This window comes from Myxococcus qinghaiensis (assembly GCF_024198215.1).
Lineage (GTDB): Bacteria > Myxococcota > Myxococcia > Myxococcales > Myxococcaceae > Myxococcus > Myxococcus qinghaiensis.
Genome location: NZ_JAKCFA010000001.1, coordinates 585684 through 606222 on the forward strand (window position 1 = coordinate 585684; position 20539 = coordinate 606222).

The 20539-nt window shown below is 65.5% G+C and carries 19 protein-coding genes and 5 tRNA genes; all 24 read left to right on the top strand.

Going from position 1 to position 20539, the window contains the following annotated elements; translation table 11 throughout:
- Positions 1-47 precede the first annotated feature (47 nt).
- The 24 genes from LZ199_RS02410 to LZ199_RS02525 all read left to right on the top strand — a co-directional run bounded on the left by LZ199_RS02410 (position 48) and on the right by LZ199_RS02525 (position 20535).
- Positions 48-497 (top strand): hypothetical protein, encoded by a 450-nt coding sequence (locus LZ199_RS02410; RefSeq protein WP_253991997.1) that lies wholly within the window; start codon positions 48-50, stop codon positions 495-497.
- 5 nt (positions 498-502) lie between these two features.
- Entirely contained in the window at positions 503-1306 is an 804-nt protein-coding gene (gene rlmB, locus LZ199_RS02415) for a 23S rRNA (guanosine(2251)-2'-O)-methyltransferase RlmB (protein WP_253991998.1), read from the top strand.
- A 136-nt stretch (positions 1307-1442) separates the two neighbouring features.
- A tRNA-Thr gene (locus LZ199_RS02420) sits at positions 1443-1515 on the top strand.
- Between the two features lie 76 nt (positions 1516-1591).
- A tRNA-Tyr gene (locus LZ199_RS02425) sits at positions 1592-1675 on the top strand.
- A gap of 9 nt (positions 1676-1684) precedes the next feature.
- Positions 1685-1760, top strand: a tRNA-Gly gene (locus LZ199_RS02430).
- 26 nt (positions 1761-1786) lie between these two features.
- Positions 1787-1862 (top strand) — tRNA-Thr (locus LZ199_RS02435).
- Positions 1863-1879: 17 nt separating this feature from the next.
- Entirely contained in the window at positions 1880-3070 is a 1191-nt protein-coding gene (gene tuf, locus LZ199_RS02440) for an elongation factor Tu (protein ID WP_253991999.1), read from the top strand.
- A gap of 101 nt (positions 3071-3171) precedes the next feature.
- Positions 3172-3336 carry a 50S ribosomal protein L33 gene (gene rpmG / locus LZ199_RS02445; RefSeq protein ID WP_046713307.1) on the top strand — a complete coding sequence of 55 codons (165 nt, stop codon included), beginning with the start codon at positions 3172-3174 and terminating at the stop codon, positions 3334-3336.
- Positions 3337-3359: 23 nt separating this feature from the next.
- A tRNA-Trp gene (locus tag LZ199_RS02450) sits at positions 3360-3435 on the top strand.
- A 101-nt stretch (positions 3436-3536) separates the two neighbouring features.
- Positions 3537-3980 (top strand): preprotein translocase subunit SecE, encoded by a 444-nt coding sequence (gene secE, locus LZ199_RS02455; RefSeq protein ID WP_253992000.1) that lies wholly within the window; start codon positions 3537-3539, stop codon positions 3978-3980.
- Complete coding sequence (gene nusG / locus LZ199_RS02460) at positions 3980-4522, top strand: transcription termination/antitermination protein NusG (RefSeq protein WP_090494984.1); 543 nt, start codon at positions 3980-3982, stop codon at positions 4520-4522. Before secE ends, nusG begins: the two co-directional genes overlap by 1 nt.
- Before the next feature lie 134 nt (positions 4523-4656).
- Complete coding sequence (rplK, locus tag LZ199_RS02465) at positions 4657-5103, top strand: 50S ribosomal protein L11 (RefSeq protein ID WP_163870620.1); 447 nt, start codon at positions 4657-4659, stop codon at positions 5101-5103.
- Between the two features lie 34 nt (positions 5104-5137).
- Positions 5138-5851 (top strand): 50S ribosomal protein L1, encoded by a 714-nt coding sequence (gene rplA / locus LZ199_RS02470; protein ID WP_253992001.1) that lies wholly within the window; start codon positions 5138-5140, stop codon positions 5849-5851.
- A gap of 388 nt (positions 5852-6239) precedes the next feature.
- Complete coding sequence (rplJ, locus tag LZ199_RS02475; protein ID WP_253992002.1) at positions 6240-6761, top strand: 50S ribosomal protein L10; 522 nt, start codon at positions 6240-6242, stop codon at positions 6759-6761.
- A gap of 100 nt (positions 6762-6861) precedes the next feature.
- On the top strand, positions 6862-7233 hold the full coding sequence (gene rplL / locus LZ199_RS02480) for a 50S ribosomal protein L7/L12 (protein WP_253992003.1): 372 nt from the start codon (positions 6862-6864) through the stop codon (positions 7231-7233).
- A 179-nt stretch (positions 7234-7412) separates the two neighbouring features.
- A complete protein-coding gene (gene rpoB / locus LZ199_RS02485) occupies positions 7413-11645 on the top strand; it encodes a DNA-directed RNA polymerase subunit beta (protein WP_174458971.1) in 4233 nt (1410 codons plus the stop codon).
- A gap of 130 nt (positions 11646-11775) precedes the next feature.
- The gene (gene rpoC, locus LZ199_RS02490) at positions 11776-15990 is read left to right on the top strand and encodes a DNA-directed RNA polymerase subunit beta' (RefSeq protein ID WP_253992004.1); all 4215 of its coding nucleotides are present in this window, start codon (positions 11776-11778) and stop codon (positions 15988-15990) included.
- 215 nt (positions 15991-16205) lie between these two features.
- Positions 16206-16712 (top strand): hypothetical protein, encoded by a 507-nt coding sequence (locus LZ199_RS02495; RefSeq protein ID WP_253992005.1) that lies wholly within the window; start codon positions 16206-16208, stop codon positions 16710-16712.
- Between the two features lie 170 nt (positions 16713-16882).
- Entirely contained in the window at positions 16883-17233 is a 351-nt protein-coding gene (locus LZ199_RS02500; RefSeq protein WP_253992006.1) for a phasin family protein, read from the top strand.
- Positions 17230-17973 carry a lytic transglycosylase domain-containing protein gene (locus LZ199_RS02505; RefSeq protein ID WP_253992007.1) on the top strand — a complete coding sequence of 248 codons (744 nt, stop codon included), beginning with the start codon at positions 17230-17232 and terminating at the stop codon, positions 17971-17973. The genes LZ199_RS02500 and LZ199_RS02505 overlap by 4 nt, the downstream gene beginning before the upstream one ends.
- A 126-nt stretch (positions 17974-18099) precedes the next feature.
- Positions 18100-18831 carry a hypothetical protein gene (locus LZ199_RS02510; protein ID WP_253992008.1) on the top strand — a complete coding sequence of 244 codons (732 nt, stop codon included), beginning with the start codon at positions 18100-18102 and terminating at the stop codon, positions 18829-18831.
- Positions 18832-18859: 28 nt separating this feature from the next.
- Positions 18860-19324, top strand: a complete 465-nt coding sequence (locus LZ199_RS02515) for a social motility and stimulation tgl protein (protein ID WP_253992009.1) — start codon at positions 18860-18862, stop codon at positions 19322-19324.
- 43 nt (positions 19325-19367) lie between these two features.
- Positions 19368-20129, top strand: coding sequence for a social motility TPR repeat lipoprotein Tgl (gene tgl / locus LZ199_RS02520; protein WP_253992010.1), 762 nt, complete (start codon positions 19368-19370; stop codon positions 20127-20129).
- Positions 20130-20148: 19 nt separating this feature from the next.
- Positions 20149-20535: a helix-turn-helix domain-containing protein gene (locus LZ199_RS02525; protein WP_253992011.1), complete on the top strand. Its 387-nt coding sequence runs from the start codon at positions 20149-20151 to the stop codon at positions 20533-20535.
- The last annotated feature ends 4 nt before the right edge of the window (positions 20536-20539 follow it).

Consider the following 20539-nt stretch of genomic DNA (forward strand, 5'->3'; position numbering starts at 1 on the left):
CCACGTCGCAGGCATGATAGGCAGCACCCGCTTTCAGGAGACCCGCCATGTCGCACATCCGAAGCCTCACCTCCGTTGCCGCCTTGCTGGTGGCCTGCGTCTGGGCGGCCCCGGCGTCCGCCGAGGAAGTGGACCCCGCCAGCCTCTATGACGTGTCCACGGACGGCTCCTCCACCCAGGTCAAGGCGGGTGAGAAGGGCGTGTTCGTGCTCTCGGTGAAGACGAAGCCCGGCGCCCATGTCTCCGAGGAGGCTCCGCTGAAGCTCGAGGTGAAGGGCAGCCAGGTCTCCGTCGCGAAGGAGAAGTTGGGGCGCGAGGACTCGGTCGCGAAGAAGGCCGCGGGCCAGGAGTTCGTGGACCCCCGCTTCGAGGTTCCGTTCTCCGCCACGGCCGCGGGCAAGGGCTCCGTGGACGCGAAGCTCGTCTTCTTCATCTGCACGGAGAAGATCTGCGCCCGCCAGCAGAAGTCCTTCTCCGTTCCCGTCGAGGTCCTCTAGTTCCCATGCGTGAGCGTCCCCCCAAAGGTGGTCGAGGCGAGCGCGATGGCGGGGACTCCCCGGCGCGTCACGTCTATGGCGTCAATCCCGTCCTCGAGGCCCTGAGGGCCAAGCCGGACGAGGTGGAGCGGCTCTTCATCGTGGAGGGACAGCTTGCCGCCAAGGCCGCGGGCGAGCTGCTCAGCCGCGCCCGGGACGCTGGAGTCCGGGTGGAGAAGGTGTCGCGCGAGCGCCTGGCCGCCATGGCCGACGGCGGCGTCCACCAGGGCGTGGTGCTCGAGCTGCGAGGCTTCAAGTACGCGGACCTGGAGGACATCATCGACGCGGCCACGGCCAGCAAGCGGCCTCCCTTGGTGGTGGTGCTCGACGGAATCCAGGACCCGCACAACCTGGGCGCCATCATCCGCTCGGCCAACGCGCTGGGCGCTCATGGGGTGGTCATCGCCAAGGACCGTGCCGTGCAGGTGACGGGAACGGTGGCCAAGGCGTCCGCGGGCGCGGTGGAGCACTGCCTCATCGCCCGGGTGGTGAACATCTCCCGTGCGCTGGAGGAGCTGAAGGAAGCGGGGCTCTGGGTGGCGGCGGCGGACGTGGACGCGACCGAGCCCATGTGGAGCGCCCGGCTGGACGGGCCCCTGGCCCTGGTGGTGGGGGCCGAGGGGGCGGGCGTGAGGGAGGGAGTCCTCAAGCACTGCGACCATCGCCTGCGGATTCCCATGGCGGGTCAGGTCGGTTCACTCAATGCGTCCGTTTCGGCCGGCATTCTGCTATACGAGGTCGCCCGGCAGCGGGGGAGCGCCTCCCGTTAGTCGGCCATCATCTGGGATCAATCCCCTTGACTTGGATGGTGGGGACTTCTAAAAGGGCGCGCCTCGCACATCGGAGTCGGGTGGTTGACGGGTTCGGTGGAGGTGCGGTAGGGCGGTAGGCAGGAGCCGGATGAGTGCCGGTGTAGCTCAGTCGGTAGAGCAACTGATTTGTAATCAGTAGGTCGCGGGTTCAAGTCCCGCCGCCGGCCAAGCAGGACGGGGGCCGCGGATGAGGGCCCGAGACGAGCAGCATGGGGTGCAGTATGCAGTCGGCAGCAAAATTGCGGAGGGATACCCAAGCGGCCAAAGGGAGCAGACTGTAAATCTGCCGGCTCTACGCCTTCGATGGTTCGAATCCATCTCCCTCCACTCGGCAACGCGGGAATAGCTCAGTTGGTAGAGCGTCAGCCTTCCAAGCTGAATGTCGTGGGTTCGAATCCCATTTCCCGCTCCAAACGTTGTAGTTCATAGCATCGCCAAGCCCTGATAGCTCAGTTGGCAGAGCGCATCCTTGGTAAGGATGAGGTCACCAGTTCAATCCTGGTTCAGGGCTCCATTTTTTAGAGGAGTGTCATGGCCAAGGAGAAGTTCGAGCGTAACAAGCCCCACGTGAACATCGGCACGATCGGACACGTGGACCACGGCAAGACGTCGCTGACGGCGGCCATCACGAAGGTGCTGGCCAAGACCGGCGGCGCCACGTTCCTGGCGTACGACCAGATCGACAAGGCGCCGGAAGAGCGTGAGCGCGGCATCACCATCTCCACGGCGCACGTGGAGTACCAGACGAAGAACCGTCACTACGCGCACGTGGATTGCCCCGGTCACGCCGACTACGTGAAGAACATGATCACGGGCGCGGCGCAGATGGACGGCGCGATTCTCGTCGTCTCGGCCGCGGACGGCCCGATGCCCCAGACGCGTGAGCACATCCTGCTGGCGCGCCAGGTCGGTGTTCCGTACATCGTGGTCTTCCTGAACAAGGTCGACCTGCTGGACGACCCCGAGCTGCGCGAGCTCGTCGAGATGGAAGTTCGCGACCTGCTGAAGAAGTACGACTTCCCGGGCGACTCGATTCCCATCGTCCCTGGCTCCGCGATGAAGGCGCTCGAGGGCGACACGAGCGAAATCGGCGAGGGCGCCATCCTGAAGCTGATGGAGGCGGTGGACGCGTACATCCCGACGCCTGAGCGCGCGACGGACAAGCCCTTCCTGATGCCGGTGGAGGACGTGTTCTCCATCGCCGGCCGTGGAACGGTGGCGACGGGCCGCGTCGAGCGCGGAGTCATCAAGGTCGGCGAGGAAATCGAAGTCGTCGGTCTGCGTCCGACGCAGAAGACCGTCGTCACGGGCGTGGAGATGTTCCGCAAGCTGCTGGACGAGGGCCGGGCGGGCGACAACATCGGCGCGCTGGTGCGTGGTCTGAAGCGCGAGGACATGGAGCGCGGGCAGGTTCTGGCCAAGCCGGGCAGCATCAAGCCGCACACCAAGTTCAAGGCGCAGATCTACGTGCTGTCGAAGGAAGAGGGTGGTCGTCACACCCCGTTCTTCAAGGGCTACCGTCCCCAGTTCTACTTCCGCACGACGGACGTGACGGGAACGGTGAAGCTGCCCGACAACGTGGAAATGGTGATGCCGGGCGACAACATCGCGATCGAGGTGGAGCTCATCACCCCGGTGGCGATGGACAAGGAGCTGCGCTTCGCTGTTCGCGAAGGTGGCCGCACGGTGGGCGCCGGCGTTGTTGCCGAGGTCATCGAGTAATACGCCCGGGAGGCCGCAGGGCTTCCTGGCTCCACTTTCCGGATTTTGAGGGGAGGGCGCCTTCCGGTAGCCTTCCCCTCTCGTGTCTGATGAGGTAGGTCATGCCGAAGGGCAATCGTTCCATTATTTCGCTCGAGTGCACGGTGTGCAAGGAGCGGAACTACACGACCACGAAGAACAAGCGGAAGAGCCAGGACAAGCTCGAATTGAGCAAGTTCTGCTCGAAGTGCCGCAAGCATACGGACCACAAGGAAGGTAAGGTCTAGGTCGGTAGTTCCTGAGAGTTTCTAGGCCAGTAGCTCCAACGGTAGAGCAGCGGTCTCCAAATCCGCGTGTTGGGGGTTCGAATCCCTCCTGGCCTGCCAAGTCTCAGTGGGAGCGGGGCCCCCGGTACCTGGAGGTACCGGGGGTTCCTGTGTTTCCACGGATCTTGAAGTTTCGCATTCGCAGTACCTCGTGAGGCACCATGGCGACGGCATCAGAGGCCAGCCAGCAGGCTAACCGCTCGGCGATGGACCCGAAGCGGCTCGTGGTCATCTTCTACCTCCTCGCCGGCATCATCCTGGCGCTGTTCCTGGAGCGCCTCTTCGGGGCACTGTGGGCCAGCTTCGGATGGCCTGACGCGGTGCTCATCGAGGGGTTGGACTGGAAGGTGTCCACCCTCGTCGGCTACCTGGTGGCCGTCGGGGCGGCCGTGGCTGGATTCTTCCATCCAAAGACGCACACGCTCTCCATGGAGGTCGCGTCCGAGTTGATGAAGGTCTCCTGGCCTACCTGGCCGGAGACCCGGACGTCGACCATGGCCGTGGTCGTCGCCTCCCTCGTGGCCGCGGTGCTGCTCTTCTGCATCGACACCGTCGCGTACAACTTGATGGTGGAGTGGCTCCCGGTCCTTTGGGGGAAGCTGTAATGGCCATGAAATGGTACGTGGTCCACACCTACTCGAACTTCGAAAACCAGGCCAAGAAGAGCCTGGAGGAGAAGGTGCGTCTCGAGGGGTTGCAGGACCAGTTCGGTGAAATCCTCATCCCCATGGAGCAGGTCGTGGAGATGGTGAAGGGCGAGAAGAAGACGTCTCGCCGCAAGTTCTTCCCGGGCTACATCTTCGTGCAGATGGAGCTGAACGACCGGACGCTCCACCTGGTGAAGAACACGCCGAAGATCACCGGCTTCCCCGGGACGGCGCAGCACCAGAACCCCCTGCCGATCTCGGACCAGGAGGTCGCGCGGCTCACGTCGCAGATCTCCGAGGGCACGCTCAAGCCCAAGCCCAAGGTGCAGTTCGACGATGGTGACACGGTGCGCGTCATTGACGGGCCCTTCGCCAACTTCAACGGCACGGTGGAAGAGGTCAATGCGGAGAAGGGTCGCGTGAAGGTGCTCGTGAGCATCTTCGGCCGCGCCACGCCCGTGGAGCTGGACTTCATGCAGGTGGAGAAGACCACCGGCTAGTTTTCCGCGGGCGGCTCGGATAGAGCGCGCTCCGCACACCTTCCGCGCCCTCCGGGGCGCGGTTCCATGGGTGGGAGGACCTCCCCGTCTGGAGGCCCGTCAGGACCACCCCCTCGAAAGGCAGTCGTCAGCCGATGAAGAAGGTCACAGGTCAGGTCAAGCTGCAGATTCCCGCCGGCAAGGCGAACCCCGCTCCGCCGATCGGCCCCGCGCTCGGTCAGCAGGGCGTGAACATCATGGAGTTCTGCAAGCAGTTCAACGCGAAGACGCAGGCGGAGGCCAAGGAGGGACTGATCATCCCGGTGATCATCACCGTCTATCAGGACCGCTCCTTCACCTTCATCCTCAAGACGCCTCCGGCGGCCGTCCTCATCAAGAAGGCGGCGGGACTGCACACCGACAAGAAGAAGGGGTCGGGCGCGAAGAAGCCTGGCAAGGAGAAGGTGGGGCAGATCACCCGGAAGCAGCTCGAGGAGATCGCCACGAAGAAGATTCAGGACACCACCGCCGCGTCGCTTGAGGCCTGCATGAACACCATTGCTGGCACCGCGCGCTCCATGGGCATCGACGTCGTCGGCTAAGCCGCCGCCCCACTCACGGACGAGGATTTCTGTCATGGCTCAGAATGGGAAGAAGTTCCGCGCGGCCTCCACGCTGGTGGATCGCGAGAAGCGCTACAGCATCGCCGAGGGCTTTCAGCTCCTGAAGAAGACGGTGGATGCGCGGGCGTCGAAGTACGACCAGACGGTCGATGTCGCCATCAACCTGGGTGTGGACCCCAAGCACGCGGACCAGATGGTCCGTGGCGCCGTGGTTCTGCCCAACGGCACGGGTGCCACCGTGCGAGTGGCCGTGTTCGCGAAGGGCGAGCGCGCCACCGAGGCTGGCAACGCGGGTGCGGACATCGTCGGCGCGGAGGATCTCCAGAAGCGCATCGAGGAGGGCTTCCTCGACTTCGACACCGTCATCGCGACGCCCGACATGATGGGTATCGTCGGTCGCCTCGGTAAGGTGCTCGGTCCCCGTGGCCTCATGCCGAACCCGAAGGTCGGCACGGTGACCATGGATGTCGGCAAGGCCATCCGGGACGCCAAGGGCGGTAAGGTTGACTTCCGTGCGGAGAAGGCCGGCATCGTCCATGCGAAGATGGGCAAGGCCTCCTTCTCGGTGGACAAGCTCGAGGGCAACTTCAACGCGCTGGTGGACCTGGTGATGAAGCTCAAGCCGGCCACCGCCAAGGGCGTGTACCTGAAGGGCATCGCCATCTCCACGACGATGGGCCCGGGCATCAAGATCGACACCCAGGAGATTCTGGCCCGCCACCGCTAGGCGGACAGCAGGCAGGGCGGCGCCCTCATCCCCGCACAGGGGGTGTCAGAGGTGCCGCTTGCCTGACGTCTCAGGTTCGAAAGTTCTGGATCTTTGCTGAAGCCGGGGGTATAGGCCCCCGGCTTTTGCAATTGGAGCGCCACGTCGTGAGACGGGTGTTCCGACCTGGTTCATGACAGCAGGGACCCGGTCAGAGGAGAAGTGCCCCGTTGGGAACCGGACAACCGGTCGGGGCATGGCTTCCCCTGTCGGGTTCAAACGGCCGCAAGGCCAGCCCTGCCGAGACTGGAGGTGCGTTGTGGTGTCTCTCGGAGACTCCTCTCGCTCTGCCACTTTGGCCCAGGCATCACGCCCGTCGGAAGACGGGCCAGTAAGGAGGTGAGTCAAAGTGCTGAAGAGCGAGAAGGAGGAGATGATCAAGGAACTCCACGAGAAGTTCTCGCGGACCAAGTCGGCCGTCGTTGCCGAGTTCTCCAAGGTGGATGTGGAGACGGTGACGAAGCTGCGCAAGAAGTTCCGTGAGGGCAACGTCGAGTACAAGGTCATCAAGAACACGCTGGCGCGTCGTGCTGCGCAGGGCACGGACTTGGCTGTCATCGCTGATGACTTCACGGGTCCCGTGGCTCTGTGTCTCAGCTACGGCGATGTGGTGGCCCCAGCGAAGATCCTGGCCGAGTTCACGAAAGACCTCGAGGACAAGATCAAGATCCGCAGTGGCGTGGTCGACGGCCGCAAGGTCGACGTCGCCGGTGTCAAGCAGCTGGCGAAGCTGCCGGGTCTCAACGAGCTCCGGGCGCAGTTGCTCGGGATGATCACCCAGCCGGCGACCAAGCTGGTTCGGACGATCGCCGCCCCGGGTACGCAGCTCGCGCGGGTCGTTCAGGCCCACGCGGACAAGGCGCAGGGGTAGTTTCCCTCATCAATCCGAGAAGTTTTTCTACACCCACCTTTTCGGCCGTTCCTCCCTTTGGGAGTAAGGCCGTTAGTCAATCCAAGAAGGACACAGTTCCATGGCTGACCTGAACGCAATCGTTGATTCGCTTTCCTCCCTGACCATCATCGAGGCCGCCAACCTGGTGAAGGCCCTCGAGGAGAAGTGGGGCGTCTCCGCCGCTGCCGCCGTTGCCGTTGCCGGCCCCGCAGCCGGCCCCGCCGCTCCTGTCGAGGAGAAGACGGAGTTCACGGTGGTGCTGGCGAACGCCGGCGCCAACAAGATCAACGTCATCAAGGAGATCCGCGCCATCACCGGCCTGGGCCTGAAGGAGGCCAAGGACCTGGTCGAGGGCGCGCCCAAGACGGTCAAGGAAGGCGTCAACAAGGACGACGCCAAGAAGATCAAGGACCAGCTCGTCGCGGCTGGCGCCACCGTCGACGTCAAGTAAGTCGAACAGGAGCTGCTTGGTTTCCGGGAATTCCCAAGCAGCTTCCTGACCGAATGAGCAGGCCGGCGCTCCCAGTGAGGGGGGCTGCCGGCTTTGCCCATTTGACAGTTGCAAATTTCCCGGCGCCGCCGCGCGTTATTGATGTTTGCCCCGCCCGAGCAGCCGTCCCCGGAGCCAGAATGCCGACGCAGATCCAGAACAATTTCCGCGTGCGGAAGACCTTCGCGAAGATCGCGAAGATCATCGACATTCCCAATCTTATCAACATCCAGAAGCAGTCCTACGAGAAGTTCCTCCAGGCCGATATCGCGCCGGAGAAGCGTGAGGACGTCGGACTTCAGGGTGTCTTCAACTCGGTTTTCCCGATTCGGGATTTCAACGAGACGTCGTCGCTGGAGTTCGTCAGCTACCACCTGGAGAAGCCGAAGTACGATGTCGATGAGTGCCATCAGCGCGGGATGACCTATTCCGCCCCCATCAAGGTCGTGGTCCGCCTGGTGGTGTGGGACAAGGATGAGGAGACTGGCGCCCAGTCCATCCGTGACGTGAAGGAGCAGGAGGTCTATTTCGGGGAAATCCCGCTGATGACCCAGAACGGCACCTTCATCATCAACGGGACCGAGCGCGTCGTTGTCAGCCAGCTGCACCGCAGCCCGGGTGCCTTCTTCGACCACGACAAGGGCAAGAGCCACTCGTCTGGCAAGCTGCTCTACAACGCCCGCATCATTCCCTACCGCGGTTCGTGGATCGACTTCGAGTTCGACCACAAGGACCTGCTGTACGTGCGCATCGACCGCCGGCGCAAGCTGCCCGCGACGGTGCTCATCCGCGCCCTGGGCGCCGTCAGCGACACCGCGAAGAAGAACCCGCTGGAGTTCAAGGGCTCCACCGAGGAGATCCTCAACTACTACTACGCCACGGAGACCATCTACCTCCAGAGCGCGACGGACTTCGAGAAGAGCGTCGAGCTGGAGCTGCTCCCGGGCCAGCGAGCCACCCGCGACATCAAGACGAAGACGGGCGAGCTCATCGTCAAGAAGAACCGCAAGTTCACCCGCGCCGCCATCAAGAAGCTCGAAGCGGCGAAGATGAAGACGCTGCCCATCGACGCGGACGAGCTCTTCACGAAGGTGTCCGCCTACGACGTGGTGGACGAGAACACCGGCGAGGTCATCCTCGAGTGCAACGAGGAAGTCTCGCAGGACAAGATCGACGAGCTCCTCAAGCGCAACATCAAGGAGTTCAAGGTCCTCTTCATCGACAACCTCAACGTGGGTCCGTACCTGCGTGAGACGTTGATGCTGGACAAGCTCGAGACGCCCGAGCAGTCCATCATGGAGATCTACCGCCGCCTGCGCCCTGGCGATCCGCCGACGCCGGAGACGGCGATCAACCTGTTCACCAACCTGTTCTTCAACCCGGAGCGCTACGACCTGTCCAAGGTCGGTCGCCTCAAGTTGAACTTCAAGTTCGGCCTCGAGGAGCCTCTCGACGGGCAGATCCTCACCAAGCGCGACATCCTCGAGGTGATCCGCTACCTGATCGATCTGAAGAACGGCAAGGGCACCATCGACGACATCGACCACCTCGGCAACCGCCGGGTGCGCGCGGTGGGTGAGCTGCTGGAGAACCAGTACCGCATCGGTCTGGTTCGCATGGAGCGGGCGATCAAGGAGCGCATGAGCCTCCAGGAGATCGAGACGCTCATGCCGCACGACCTCATCAACGCCAAGCCCGTCACGGCGGTCATCAAGGAGTTCTTCGGGTCCAGCCAGCTGTCGCAGTTCATGGACCAGACGAACCCCCTGTCCGAGGTGACGCACAAGCGCCGTCTGTCCGCGCTCGGGCCCGGCGGTCTGACCCGCGAGCGCGCCGGCTTCGAGGTGCGCGACGTGCACCCGACGCACTACGGCCGCATCTGCCCCATCGAGACGCCGGAAGGTCCGAACATCGGCCTCATCGCGTCGCTGTCGACGTATGCGCGCGTCAACGAGTTCGGCTTCGTGGAGACGCCGTACCGGAAGGTCGAAGCGGGCATCGTGACGACGGACGTGGCCTTCTACTCGGCGCTCGAGGAGGAGAAGCACACCATCGGCCAGGCGAACGCGGAGACGGACAAGAAGGGCAAGTTCGTCAACGCGCTCGTGTCCAGCCGCCGCGGCGGTGAGTTCGTCCAGGCTCGCGCCGAGGACGTGGACCTGATGGACGTGTCTCCGAACCAGCTGGTGTCGGTGGCCGCGTCGCTCATCCCGTTCCTGGAGAACGACGACGCCAACCGCGCCCTCATGGGCTCCAACATGCAGCGCCAGGCGGTGCCCCTGCTGCGCACCAGCGCGCCGCTGGTGGGTACGGGCATCGAGGCCATCGTCGCGCGCGACTCCGGCGTGACGTGCGTGGCCAAGCGCGACGGCACGGTGGAGAGCGTGGACGCGGGCCGCATCGTGGTGAAGGCGGACGTGCCGGCTTCGCTCAGCGACGTCTCGAGCGAGGTCGACATCTACAACCTGCTCAAGTACCAGCGCTCCAACCAGAACACCTGCCTCAACCAGAAGCCCATCATCAGCAAGGGCGACAAGGTCCGGAAGGGTGACGTCATCGCCGACGGCCCGGCCACCGAGACGGGTGAGCTGGCGCTGGGGCAGAACGTGGTCGTCGCGTTCATGCCGTGGCAGGGCTACAACTTCGAGGACTCCATCCTCATCAGCGAGCGCATCCAGAAGGATGACGTCTTCACGTCGATCCACATCGAAGAGTTCGAGTGCATCGCGCGAGACACCAAGCTGGGCAAGGAAGAGATCACCCGCGACATCCCGAACGTGGGTGAGGAAGCCCTCAAGGACCTCGACGAGAGCGGCATCATCCGCATCGGCGCCGAGGTGAAGCCCGGCGACGTGCTGGTGGGCAAGATCACCCCGAAGGGCGAGACGCAGCTGTCTCCCGAAGAGAAGCTGCTGCGCGCCATCTTCGGCGAGAAGGCCGGCGACGTTCGCGACAGCTCCCTGCGCGTGCCTCCGGGCGTGGTGGGCACCGTCATCAACGCCAAGGTGTTCAGCCGCAAGGGCGTGGAGAAGGACGAGCGCGCCAAGCAGATCGAGTCCATGGAGGAGGCGAAGCTCCTCAAGGACCAGAACGACGAGATCAAGGTCCTCCAGGACAGCGCCATCGGCCGCATCCGTGCGCTGGTGCGTGGCAAGGAGGTCCAGGGCAAGCTCGTGGACGACAAGGGGAAGATCCTCCTGAAGAAGGGGGACATCCTCGACGACGCGCTGCTGGCCACCGTGCCCTACAAGTACTGGGGCGAGATCTCCGTCGGCGACCCGCTCGACTCCCGCGTGCGCGACATCCTCCGCAACCTGGAGGAGACGAAGGAGGCCGTGAAGCTGGCCTTCGGCGAGAAGATCGCCCGCATCAAGAAGGGCGACGAGCTGCCCCCCGGCGTCATCAAGATGGTGAAGGTGTACGTCGCCATCAAGCGCAAGCTGGCCGTGGGCGACAAGATGGCCGGCCGCCACGGAAACAAGGGCGTCGTGTCCCGCATCCTCCCCGAGGAGGACATGCCGTACCTGGAGGATGGCCGTCCGGTGGACATCGTCCTCAACCCGCTCGGCGTTCCCAGCCGCATGAACATCGGGCAGATCCTCGAGACGCACCTGGGCTGGGCCGCCAAGGGCACCGGCGAGGCGCTGCAGCGCTACGTGGAGGACAACTGGAGCGCGGACGCCATCAAGGTCCGCCTCAAGGCCATCTACGGCGAGGAGACCGCGTTCGGCGAGTTCCTCGACAAGCTGGACGAGGAGGAGATCAAGCAGCTCTGCCGTCGCTCCAAGCGGGGTATCCACGTGGCCACGCCGGTGTTCGACGGCGCCCACGAGCTGGAGATCCACCAGCTGCTGGACGAGGGGAAGCTGCCGCGCACGGGCCAGATGGTGCTCTTCGACGGGCGCACCGGTGAGCCGTTCGACCAGAACGTCACCGTCGGCGTCATGTACATGCTGAAGCTGCACCACCTGGTGGACGAGAAGATCCACGCCCGGTCCATTGGTCCCTACTCCCTCGTCACCCAGCAGCCGCTGGGCGGCAAGGCCCAGTTCGGCGGTCAGCGACTGGGAGAGATGGAAGTCTGGGCGATGGAGGCCTACGGCGCGGCGTACACGCTGCAGGAGTTCCTCACCGTCAAGTCGGACGACGTGGTGGGCCGCACGCGCATGTACGAGGCCATCGTCAAGGGCGACAACGTCCTGGAGAGTGGCCTGCCCGAGTCGTTCAACGTGCTTCTCAAGGAGCTCCAGTCACTCGCGCTCGACGTCGAGCTGCTGGAGCACGCCCCCCCGGAGCGGCAGCGCAGCTTCGGCGGTGACTTCCTGGGTGGTGGTGGTGACGGCGAAGACCGGAAGACCGGTACTGACGCCTGAGAGAGCCGGAGCGCCCGCCTGACCGGCCGCCCGCCACCCTGAAAAGGGTGGGCGCGGCCGGGTCCGGGGCGGGGGCCCGAATCAGCTGGCGTTCCCCACGGGGGACGCCTCACGAGATTTCGGAGGCAACGTGAAGGACATTTTCAACTTCTTCGAGAAGCCGAAGGACCCGCTGTCGTTCAACGCCATCCGCATCGCGCTGGCGTCGCCCGACAAGATCCGCCAGTGGTCCCATGGCGAGGTGAAGAAGCCGGAGACCATCAACTACCGCACGTTCAAGCCGGAGCGTGACGGCCTGTTCTGCGCCCGCATCTTCGGGCCGGTGAAGGACTACGAGTGCAACTGCGGCAAGTACAAGCGCATGAAGCACCGTGGCGTGGTGTGTGAGAAGTGTGGCGTGGAGGTCATCCAGTCGAAGGTCCGCCGCGAGCGCCTGGGCCACATCACCCTGGCCACGCCGGTGGCCCACATCTGGTTCCTCAAGTCGCTGCCGAGCCGCATCGGCAACCTGCTCGACATCACGCTCAAGGAGCTGGAGAAGGTCCTCTACTGCGAGAGCTACATCGTCCTCGACCCCAAGTCGACGCCGCTGACCAAGGGCGAGCTCATCAGCGAAGAGAAGATGCACCGGCTCTACCAGGAGCACGGTGAGGACTCCTTCACCACGGGCATGGGCGGCGAGGCCGTCCGCGAGATGCTCAAGGCGCTGGACGTGGAGAGGCTGTCCGAGGACCTGCGCAAGGACATGCGCGAGACCACCAGCGAGGCGAAGCGGAAGAAGTACGCCAAGCGCCTGAAGGTGGCCGAGGCGTTCCGCGTCTCCGGCAACAAGCCCGAGTGGATGATGCTGGACGTGATTCCGGTGATTCCGCCGGACCTGCGCCCGCTCGTTCCCCTCGACGGTGGCCGCTTCGCGACCTCCGACCTGAACGACCTGTACCGCCGCGTCATCAACCGCAACAACCGCCTCAAGCGCCTCCAGGAGCTCAACGCCCCTGACATCATCATCCGCAACGAGAAGCGGATGCTGCAGGAGGCGGTGGACGCGCTGTTCGACAACGGTCGCCGCGGCAAGACCATCACCGGCCCCAACAAGCGGCCGCTCAAGTCGCTGTCCGACATGCTCAAGGGCAAGCAGGGCCGGTTCCGTCAGAACCTGCTCGGCAAGCGCGTGGACTACTCGGGCCGCTCTGTCATCGTCGTCGGTCCCGAGCTGCGCCTGCACCAGTGCGGCCTGCCGAAGATCATGGCGCTCGAGCTGTTCAAGCCGTTCATCTACAACAAGCTGGAAGAGAAGGGCTACGTCACCACCATCAAGTCGGCGAAGAAGATGGTGGAGAAGGAGCGTCCCGAGGTCTGGGACATCCTCGAGGACGTCATCCGCGAGCACCCGGTGCTCCTCAACCGCGCGCCCACGCTGCACCGCCTGGGCATGCAGGCCTTCGAGCCCGTCCTCATCGAGGGCAAGGCCATCCAGCTGCACCCGCTCGTCTGCGCGGCGTTCAACGCCGACTTCGACGGTGACCAGATGGCCGTGCACGTGCCGCTCTCCATCGAAGCCCAGATGGAAGCCCGCGTGCTGATGATGTCGACGAACAACATCCTCAGCCCCGCGAACGGCAAGCCCATCATCGTCCCGACGCAGGACATGGTGCTCGGCATCTACTACATGACCCGCGCCCGCGAGTTCGCCAACGGCGAGGGCCGCGTGTTCAGCTCGCCCGACGAGGTGCGCGCCGCGCACGACCACGGCGAGGTGCACCTGCAGGCGAAGGTGGTCTGCCGCATCGACGGCGTCCGCAAGGAGACCACCGTCGGCCGCGTCCTCCTGTGGGAAGTGGTGCCGCGCCGCGTGGGCTTCGACGCCATCAACAAGGTGCTCGACAAGAAGTCGCTCGGCGGCCTCATCGACCTCTGCTACCGCCTCACCGGCGAGAAGGAGACGGTGCTGCTCGCGGACCGCATCCGCAGCCTCGGCTACTACAACGCGACCCGCGCCGGCATCTCCATCGCGCTCAAGGACATGATCATCCCTGCGAAGAAGCAGGAGTTCCTGGACTACGCGCGCAAGGAAGTGGCGGAGATCGAGAACCAGTACCTTGAGGGCCTCATCACCGACGGTGAGCGCTACAACAAGGTCATCGATATCTGGGCCGAGGTCACCGAGAAGGTCGCCCAGGAGATGATGCAGCAGATCTCCCAGGAGGAGGCCTCCGGGGACAAGGACGGCAAGCGCGAGTCGCGCAAGCAGCCCTCGTTCAACCCCATCTACATCATGGCCGACTCGGGCGCGCGTGGTAGCGCCCAGCAGATCCGTCAGCTGGCCGGTATGCGCGGCCTGATGGCGAAGCCCTCCGGCGAAATCATCGAGACGCCCATCACCGCGAACTTCCGCGAGGGCCTCTCCGTGCTGCAGTACTTCATCTCCACGCACGGCGCTCGCAAGGGTCTGGCGGACACGGCGCTCAAGACGGCCAACTCCGGTTACCTCACCCGTCGTCTCGTCGACGTGGCGCAGGACGCCATCATCAACGAGTACGACTGCGGCACCATGGACGGTCTGTTCATCGGCGCCCTGGTCGAAGGCGGAGAGATCATCGAGCCGCTCGGCGAGCGCATCCTGGGCCGCGTGGCGCTGGATGACATCCTCGACCCCGTCACGGGCGAGGTGCTGGTGCGCGCCAACGAGGAGATCGACGAGGAGCGCGTCCGCCGCATCGAGAACAGCGGTCTGGACAAGGTGAAGATCCGCTCGGTGCTCACGTGCCAGGCCAAGCGCGGCATCTGCGTCGAGTGCTACGGCCGTGACCTGGCGCGTGGTCGCAAGGTGTCCGTGGGCGAGGCCGTCGGCGTCATCGCGGCGCAGTCCATCGGTGAGCCGGGTACGCAGCTGACGATGCGCACCTTCCACATCGGTGGCGCGGCGACGCGGCGCGCGGAGCAGTCCAGCCTGGAGAACCGCTACGCCGGCAAGGTGAAGTTCGCGGGTCTCACCACGGTGCAGAAGGTGGATGGCACCCTGGTCGCGATGAACCGCAACGGCGAGCTCGTCGTGGTCGACGACTCCGGCCGTGAGCGCGAGCGCTACCAGATCATCTACGGCGCCCGCATCCTCATCAAGGAAGGCCAGCGCATCGAGCCGGGTACGCTCGTGGCCGAGTGGGATCCGTTCGCGATTCCGCTGCTCACCGAGGTCGGCGGCACCGTCCGGTACGAGGACATCATCGAAGGCGTGACGATGTCCGAGACGCTCGACGAGGTCACGGGCCTGTCCCGCAAGACCATCATCGAGTCCAAGGACCCGGAGGCGCGTCCTCGCGTCTCCATCCGCGACGCCCAGGGCAACACGAAGGACCTGCCCTCGTCCCGCAACCCGGCGAGCTACTTCCTGCCGCAGGGCTCCATCATCACCGTCAACGACGGCGATGAGATCCACCCGGGCGAAGTGCTCGCCAAGGTGCCCCGCGAGACGACGAAGACCAAGGACATCACGGGCGGTCTGCCCCGCGTGGCCGAGCTCTTCGAGGCGCGCAAGCCGAAGGACGCCGCGGCCATCGCGGAGATCGACGGCGTGGTGTCGTTCGGCAAGGACACCAAGGGCAAGCGCAAGCTCATCATCACCCCCGAGGTGAATGGCGAGCAGCGCACGGACCTGGCCAAGGAGTATTTGATCTCCAAGGGCAAGAACATCAGCGTCCACTCCGGCGACCGCGTGAAGGCCGGCGAGGCGATGATGGACGGCGCGGCCAACCCGCACGACATCCTCAAGGTGCTGGGCGAGAAGGAACTCGCGCGCTACCTGGTGGACGAAGTGCAGGAGGTCTACCGACTCCAGGGCGTGAAGATCAACGACAAGCACATCGAGACGATCGTGCGGCAGATGCTCCGCCGCGTGCGCGTCACCGACGTGGGCGACACCAACTTCCTGGTCGACGAGCAGGTCGAGAAGTGGGTGTTCGAAGAGGAGAACGAGAAGATCATGGCCGAGGGCAAGCGCCCGGCCGTGGGTGAGCCGCTGCTGCTCGGCATCACCAAGGCCTCGCTCTCCACCGAGTCGTTCATCTCGGCGTCCTCCTTCCAGGAGACCACCAAGGTGCTCACCGAGGCCGCCATCAACGGCAAGGTGGACTACCTGCGCGGCCTCAAGGAGAACGTCATCATGGGCCGGCTCATCCCCGCCGGCACGGGCCTGCCGAACTACAAGCACCTCGACATCGAGGTGGAGAGCCCGACCGACGAGGTCAACGAGATGGAGGCCGCGCTCGCCGGTGCTCATGGCGACGGTGGCCCCCTGGGCTCGCCGTCCCAGCGCCCGGAAGGCACCCAGACGACGGGCGCCGCCTAGCCTCCTCCGGCCGCCCCTTGGGCGTGCCGGCTTGCTTCCCTCCGCCGCCCCGGTGCTCGCATCGGGGCGGCGGTTTCATTTTGTGGCCCGGATAAGCCGGATTTCCCGGACGTCGGCCTTGACGCCCATGGCGCGCTGCGTTAAGTTTCGCGCGTAGACTTTTGACACATCGGGTTAGTCCCCGGCGACGCCGGGACAAAAAAGGGGAGGACGACATGGCCACGACGAAGCAGGCGGCGACGAAGCACGAGGCGACGAAGCACGAGGCGGCGGCGACCACGACCGAGGCGAGCGCCGAGGCGGTGAAGAGCAGTCTGTCGAACGTCGAAGTATTCCTGAAGGCCCAGCTCGCCCATGCGCAGAAGCGCATCGAGGAGCTGGAGGGCGAGGCCGGCAAGGTCGTGAAGGCGCTGGACGCCCGCCGCCTGGAGGCCACCAAGGAGGCGCAGTCGCTGTGGACGAAGTTCCAGGCGGGTGAGCTCTTGACGGACCCTCGCGTGAAGGAGCTGGGCACGAAGGTGAACGCGGCCGGCACGGAGCTGCGCAAGCGCCTGGACGGGCTGCAGGCCCGGGTGGTGGAGACGGTGGGCGTGGCCAGCCAGTCCCAGCTTCAGGAAATCAACAAGGAGCTGTCCAAGCTGTCGCGCAAGGTTGACGCGCTGCTCAAGCCCATCCGCCGCAACGGCGCGGCGAAGGGTTCGGAGACCACGCCGCGCGCCTGAGAGCGCCGCGTGGTTGACGGTTGGTGCCCCCTTCCTGTGCCGCGAGTGGACATGGCGCAGGGCAGGGGGCTCGTTCTCGTTTCCTTCACCCCCAGGGGTGTGATTACGTGGCAGGTCCGTTCGACTGTCCCGGGCCTGCTTGCCTGGTACACCCCTCCCGGAGAGACCCATTGGACAACAAGCCCGAGGCCCCCCGAGAGAAGAACCCCGTCGCGGAAACCTTTGAGCGCCTCTGGAGTCAGGCGCTGCTGGCGGTGAACACCGCCGAAGAGGAAGCCGCCCGAGCCGTACAGCGGGTAGCCGCCGTGGCGGGCTGGAGCCAGGACGAGGTGAAGCGTCAGGCCCAAGCCTTCTCGGACCGTCTGGCGGGGCACCGCAAGGACCTGGAGCACAACGTGGAAGACAAGGTCCGCACCGCGGTGACTCGGATGAAGCTTCCGCGTCGCGAGGAGCTCCAGGCGTTCGGTACCCGTCTGGACCGCCTGGCCGAGCGCATCCAGGCCCTGGAGCAACGTAAGTGAAGGCCCCCGCCCCCACGGGCGGGAGGTCTTTCGGTACGCGGTTCTTCGAATCTCTCCACGCCCTCAGCTCTGGCTGCTCCCGAGTCCCCCTGCTGGCGGGGGTGATGCTCGTCATGTCCGCGCGGGTGGTTCCGCTGCTGGAAGAGCGTCCGGTGCAGCCCGTCGTCCCCGAGCGGGTGGGCGCGGAGAGTGCCTCTCCCGAAGCCACCCTCATCGACGCGGTGCTGTCCCGTCGCGCGCCAGACCTGGGGCTCACCCTGAGGCGGCAGCTGGGGCAGGCCATCGCGGAGGAGGCTCGGACGGCGGGGTATGATCCGCTGCTCGTGCTGGCCCTCATCGACGTGGAGTCCGACTTCGCGGAGGAGGCCGTCTCCGAGAAGGGCGCGCGCGGGCTGATGCAGATAAAGCCCAGCACCCTCCACTTCCTGGCGGAGAAGGAAGGCCTGCGGCTGTCCCGGGAAGAGGTGACGGCCGATACCGCCCTCTGCGTCCGGCTGGGCATCCGCTACCTGCGCTCGCTCCAGGACCGCTTCGGTGGAGATTTGGAGCTGGCGCTGATGGCCTACAACGCCGGCCCCACCCGCATCCGCAACGCCATCAAGCAGGGCGAGCTGGAGCGCTTCCGGCGCTATCCCCGGGCGGTGCGGCGCGACTTCCGCCGGTTCCGCGAGGGCCATGGCCTGGGTGGAGACTGGGCCCTGGCCCAGCGCGAGGCCCCCAGCCCCGAGCCGACGCCCTGACGCGTCGGTGAATCTCCCGGGCGCCCGGCCGCTCCAAGCACGTGCATGTGCGCCTTGTCCCGTTCCCCAGGGTGCGCTAAGCGTTGCAAGTGCCCGGGACTGTTGGAGTTTCCGAGGAGTGACTACATGAATCGCCCGTTTTCGAGCGCGGCGCTCACCGCCGCCCTGGTGGTGCTGTCGCCGCTGGGTGCCCTCGCCGGCTCCGTCTACCTCAACGGTGTGTTGATCGACGGCGTCACCAACACGAAGTTCGAGAAGGCCACCGTCCGCATCGACGAGGCCGGCAACATCCACATCGATGCACCGGGCTACCGCGCGTCGACGACGACGGTAACGCCGCCGCCTACAGCTCCTGCGCAGGCCGCCACGACGCCCGCGGCGCCCTCCGCGGCGACTCCCGCCGTGGCCCAGGCCGCTGCCCCCCAGGCCATGGCCGTGCCGGCCTCCGGACAGGGCGCTCCCGCTGCCGCCGCCCCCGCCGTGGCCACCACTCCGGGGCGCGTCACCCAGCGCTACTGGCTGGTGACAGAGCAGACGGTGCCGGGGATGACCGAGTACGACATCGACGTGTACGTCAACTCCCGGTGGTTGCGGAAGCTGCGCGGCAACGAGGACCAGGTCGTCGTCGACGTCACCAGGCACCTGCAGCCGGGCGCCAACCAGGTGATGTTGATGGCGAAGAAGGTCGGCACGGGCTCGAGGCGCAGCGATTCGCCCAAGCACGTGTTCCGGGTCATCATCGGGGAAGGCAACGAGGGCGGTGGGAACGTGATGATCGACAACCCGCTCATCCGCTTCCAGACGACGGCGGCGGAGTCGAAGGACGTCACACAGGAGTTCACCCTCACCACGCGCTGACGGGGGAGGGTTCACGGAGAGACACGTCGTGTTCAACCTGGATGAGCGCTACCGCGGGCTTCCCGCGACGCGTGAGCAGATCCTCGCGCTGCACACCTCGCTCAACACGCCGCATGTGGCCATCCCCGGCAAGCAGGCCGGGCCGGCCCAGGCGTTCGTCGTGGGCCTCCGGGGAGGGCAGGGGGCGGCCGTCTTCGTCTACCTCTACCTCTCCGAGGCGGGGGACTGCGCCGTGTACCTGTCCGGCCGCCGCAACATGACGGCGGACGAGTACCGCGACGACGAGGGGGAGGCGCTCGCCTTCGTCGAGTCGCTCGGCTTCATGATGGATGACGCCAACTGGCGCGCGCAGCCGGCGGAGCAGCAGGACGAGATGCTCAAGACGCTGCCGGTCTTCTTCAAGGACCCCACGCTCGTGCCGGCGGTGAAGGCGCGCGCGGAGGAGAAGAAGAACGTCACCACCACCCTGGGCCGGTTCCTCGCGGCCTTCTGAATCCCTGCCTCCCACTCCCTTTCCGTCGTCGAGAACCGCTCCCATGCTCCGCCTCGTCTCAGCAACCTGCTCCCTCGCGCTCGTGCTCGCGCTCTCCGGCTGCGTCCATACCCCCACGGAGAAGGAGCGCCGCAGCGCGGAGATCCACTACGACCTGGCGCTCCAGGCCCAGCAGCAGGGGCACGTCCAGGACGCGCTGCGCGAGCTGCAGGTGTCCCTGGAGAACGACCCGGACTACCCGGAGGCCCACAACGCCATGGGCATCCTGCTGCACCTGGTCTTCAGCCGGCCCGCCGAGGCGGTGAAGCACTACGAGCACGCGCTGAAGGTGCGGCCCGGCTTCTCCGAGGCGCGCACCAACCTGGCCAACGTGCACCTGGACCAGTCCCGCTACGACGAGGCCATCAAGCTCTACGAGCAGGTCCTCAACGACATGCTCTACCTGACGCCCTACATCGCCCAGGCCAACATGGGCTGGGCGCTCTACAAGAAGGGCGACACGACGCGCGGGGTGAGCAGCCTCAAGGCGTCCGTGACGACCAACCCCGGCTTCTGCCTGGGCTACCGCAACCTGGGCATCATCTACGACGAGACGGGCAAGCTGGATGAGTCGTGCCGCCAGTTCTCCCGCTTCCGTGAGAGCTGCCCGGAAGCGGCCGAGGCGCACATGCGCGAAGGCGTCTGTCTGGCGAAGCTGGGGCAGGCGGATGCGGCCAAGCAGGCCTTCCAGTTCTGCGAGGCCAAGGCCAAGGCGGGCGAGCAGGAGATGAAGGACGACTGCCGAAGGCTGCTCGAAAAGCTCTAGTCTGCTATCTGGGCGTATCGTGGACCACGTCGACTTCGGCAAGTACCTGAGCCAGCAGCGCGACCTCCGGGGCATGTCCCTGGAGGACGTCGCGCGGGAGACCAAGATTCCCCCGACGCTCATCGCCGCCCTGGAAGCGGGCCAGGTGGAGCGGCTGCCTTCGCGCATCTTCGTGGTGAACTACATCAAGGCGTACGCGCAGGTCATCGGCCTGTCTCCGGAAGAGGCCGTGCTGCGCTACGAAGAGGTGGACCGCTCGGTGCCATCTCCGTCCCCCGCCCAGCTGGAGAAGGAGCGACGCAAGCGCGCCTACGTGGGGCTGTCCGTCCTCCTGGTGGCCCTGGCGCTGGGCGTCTACCTGTTCCTCGTGCTGAGCGGGAAGCTTCCTTCTCCGCTCGCGCGTTGAATGA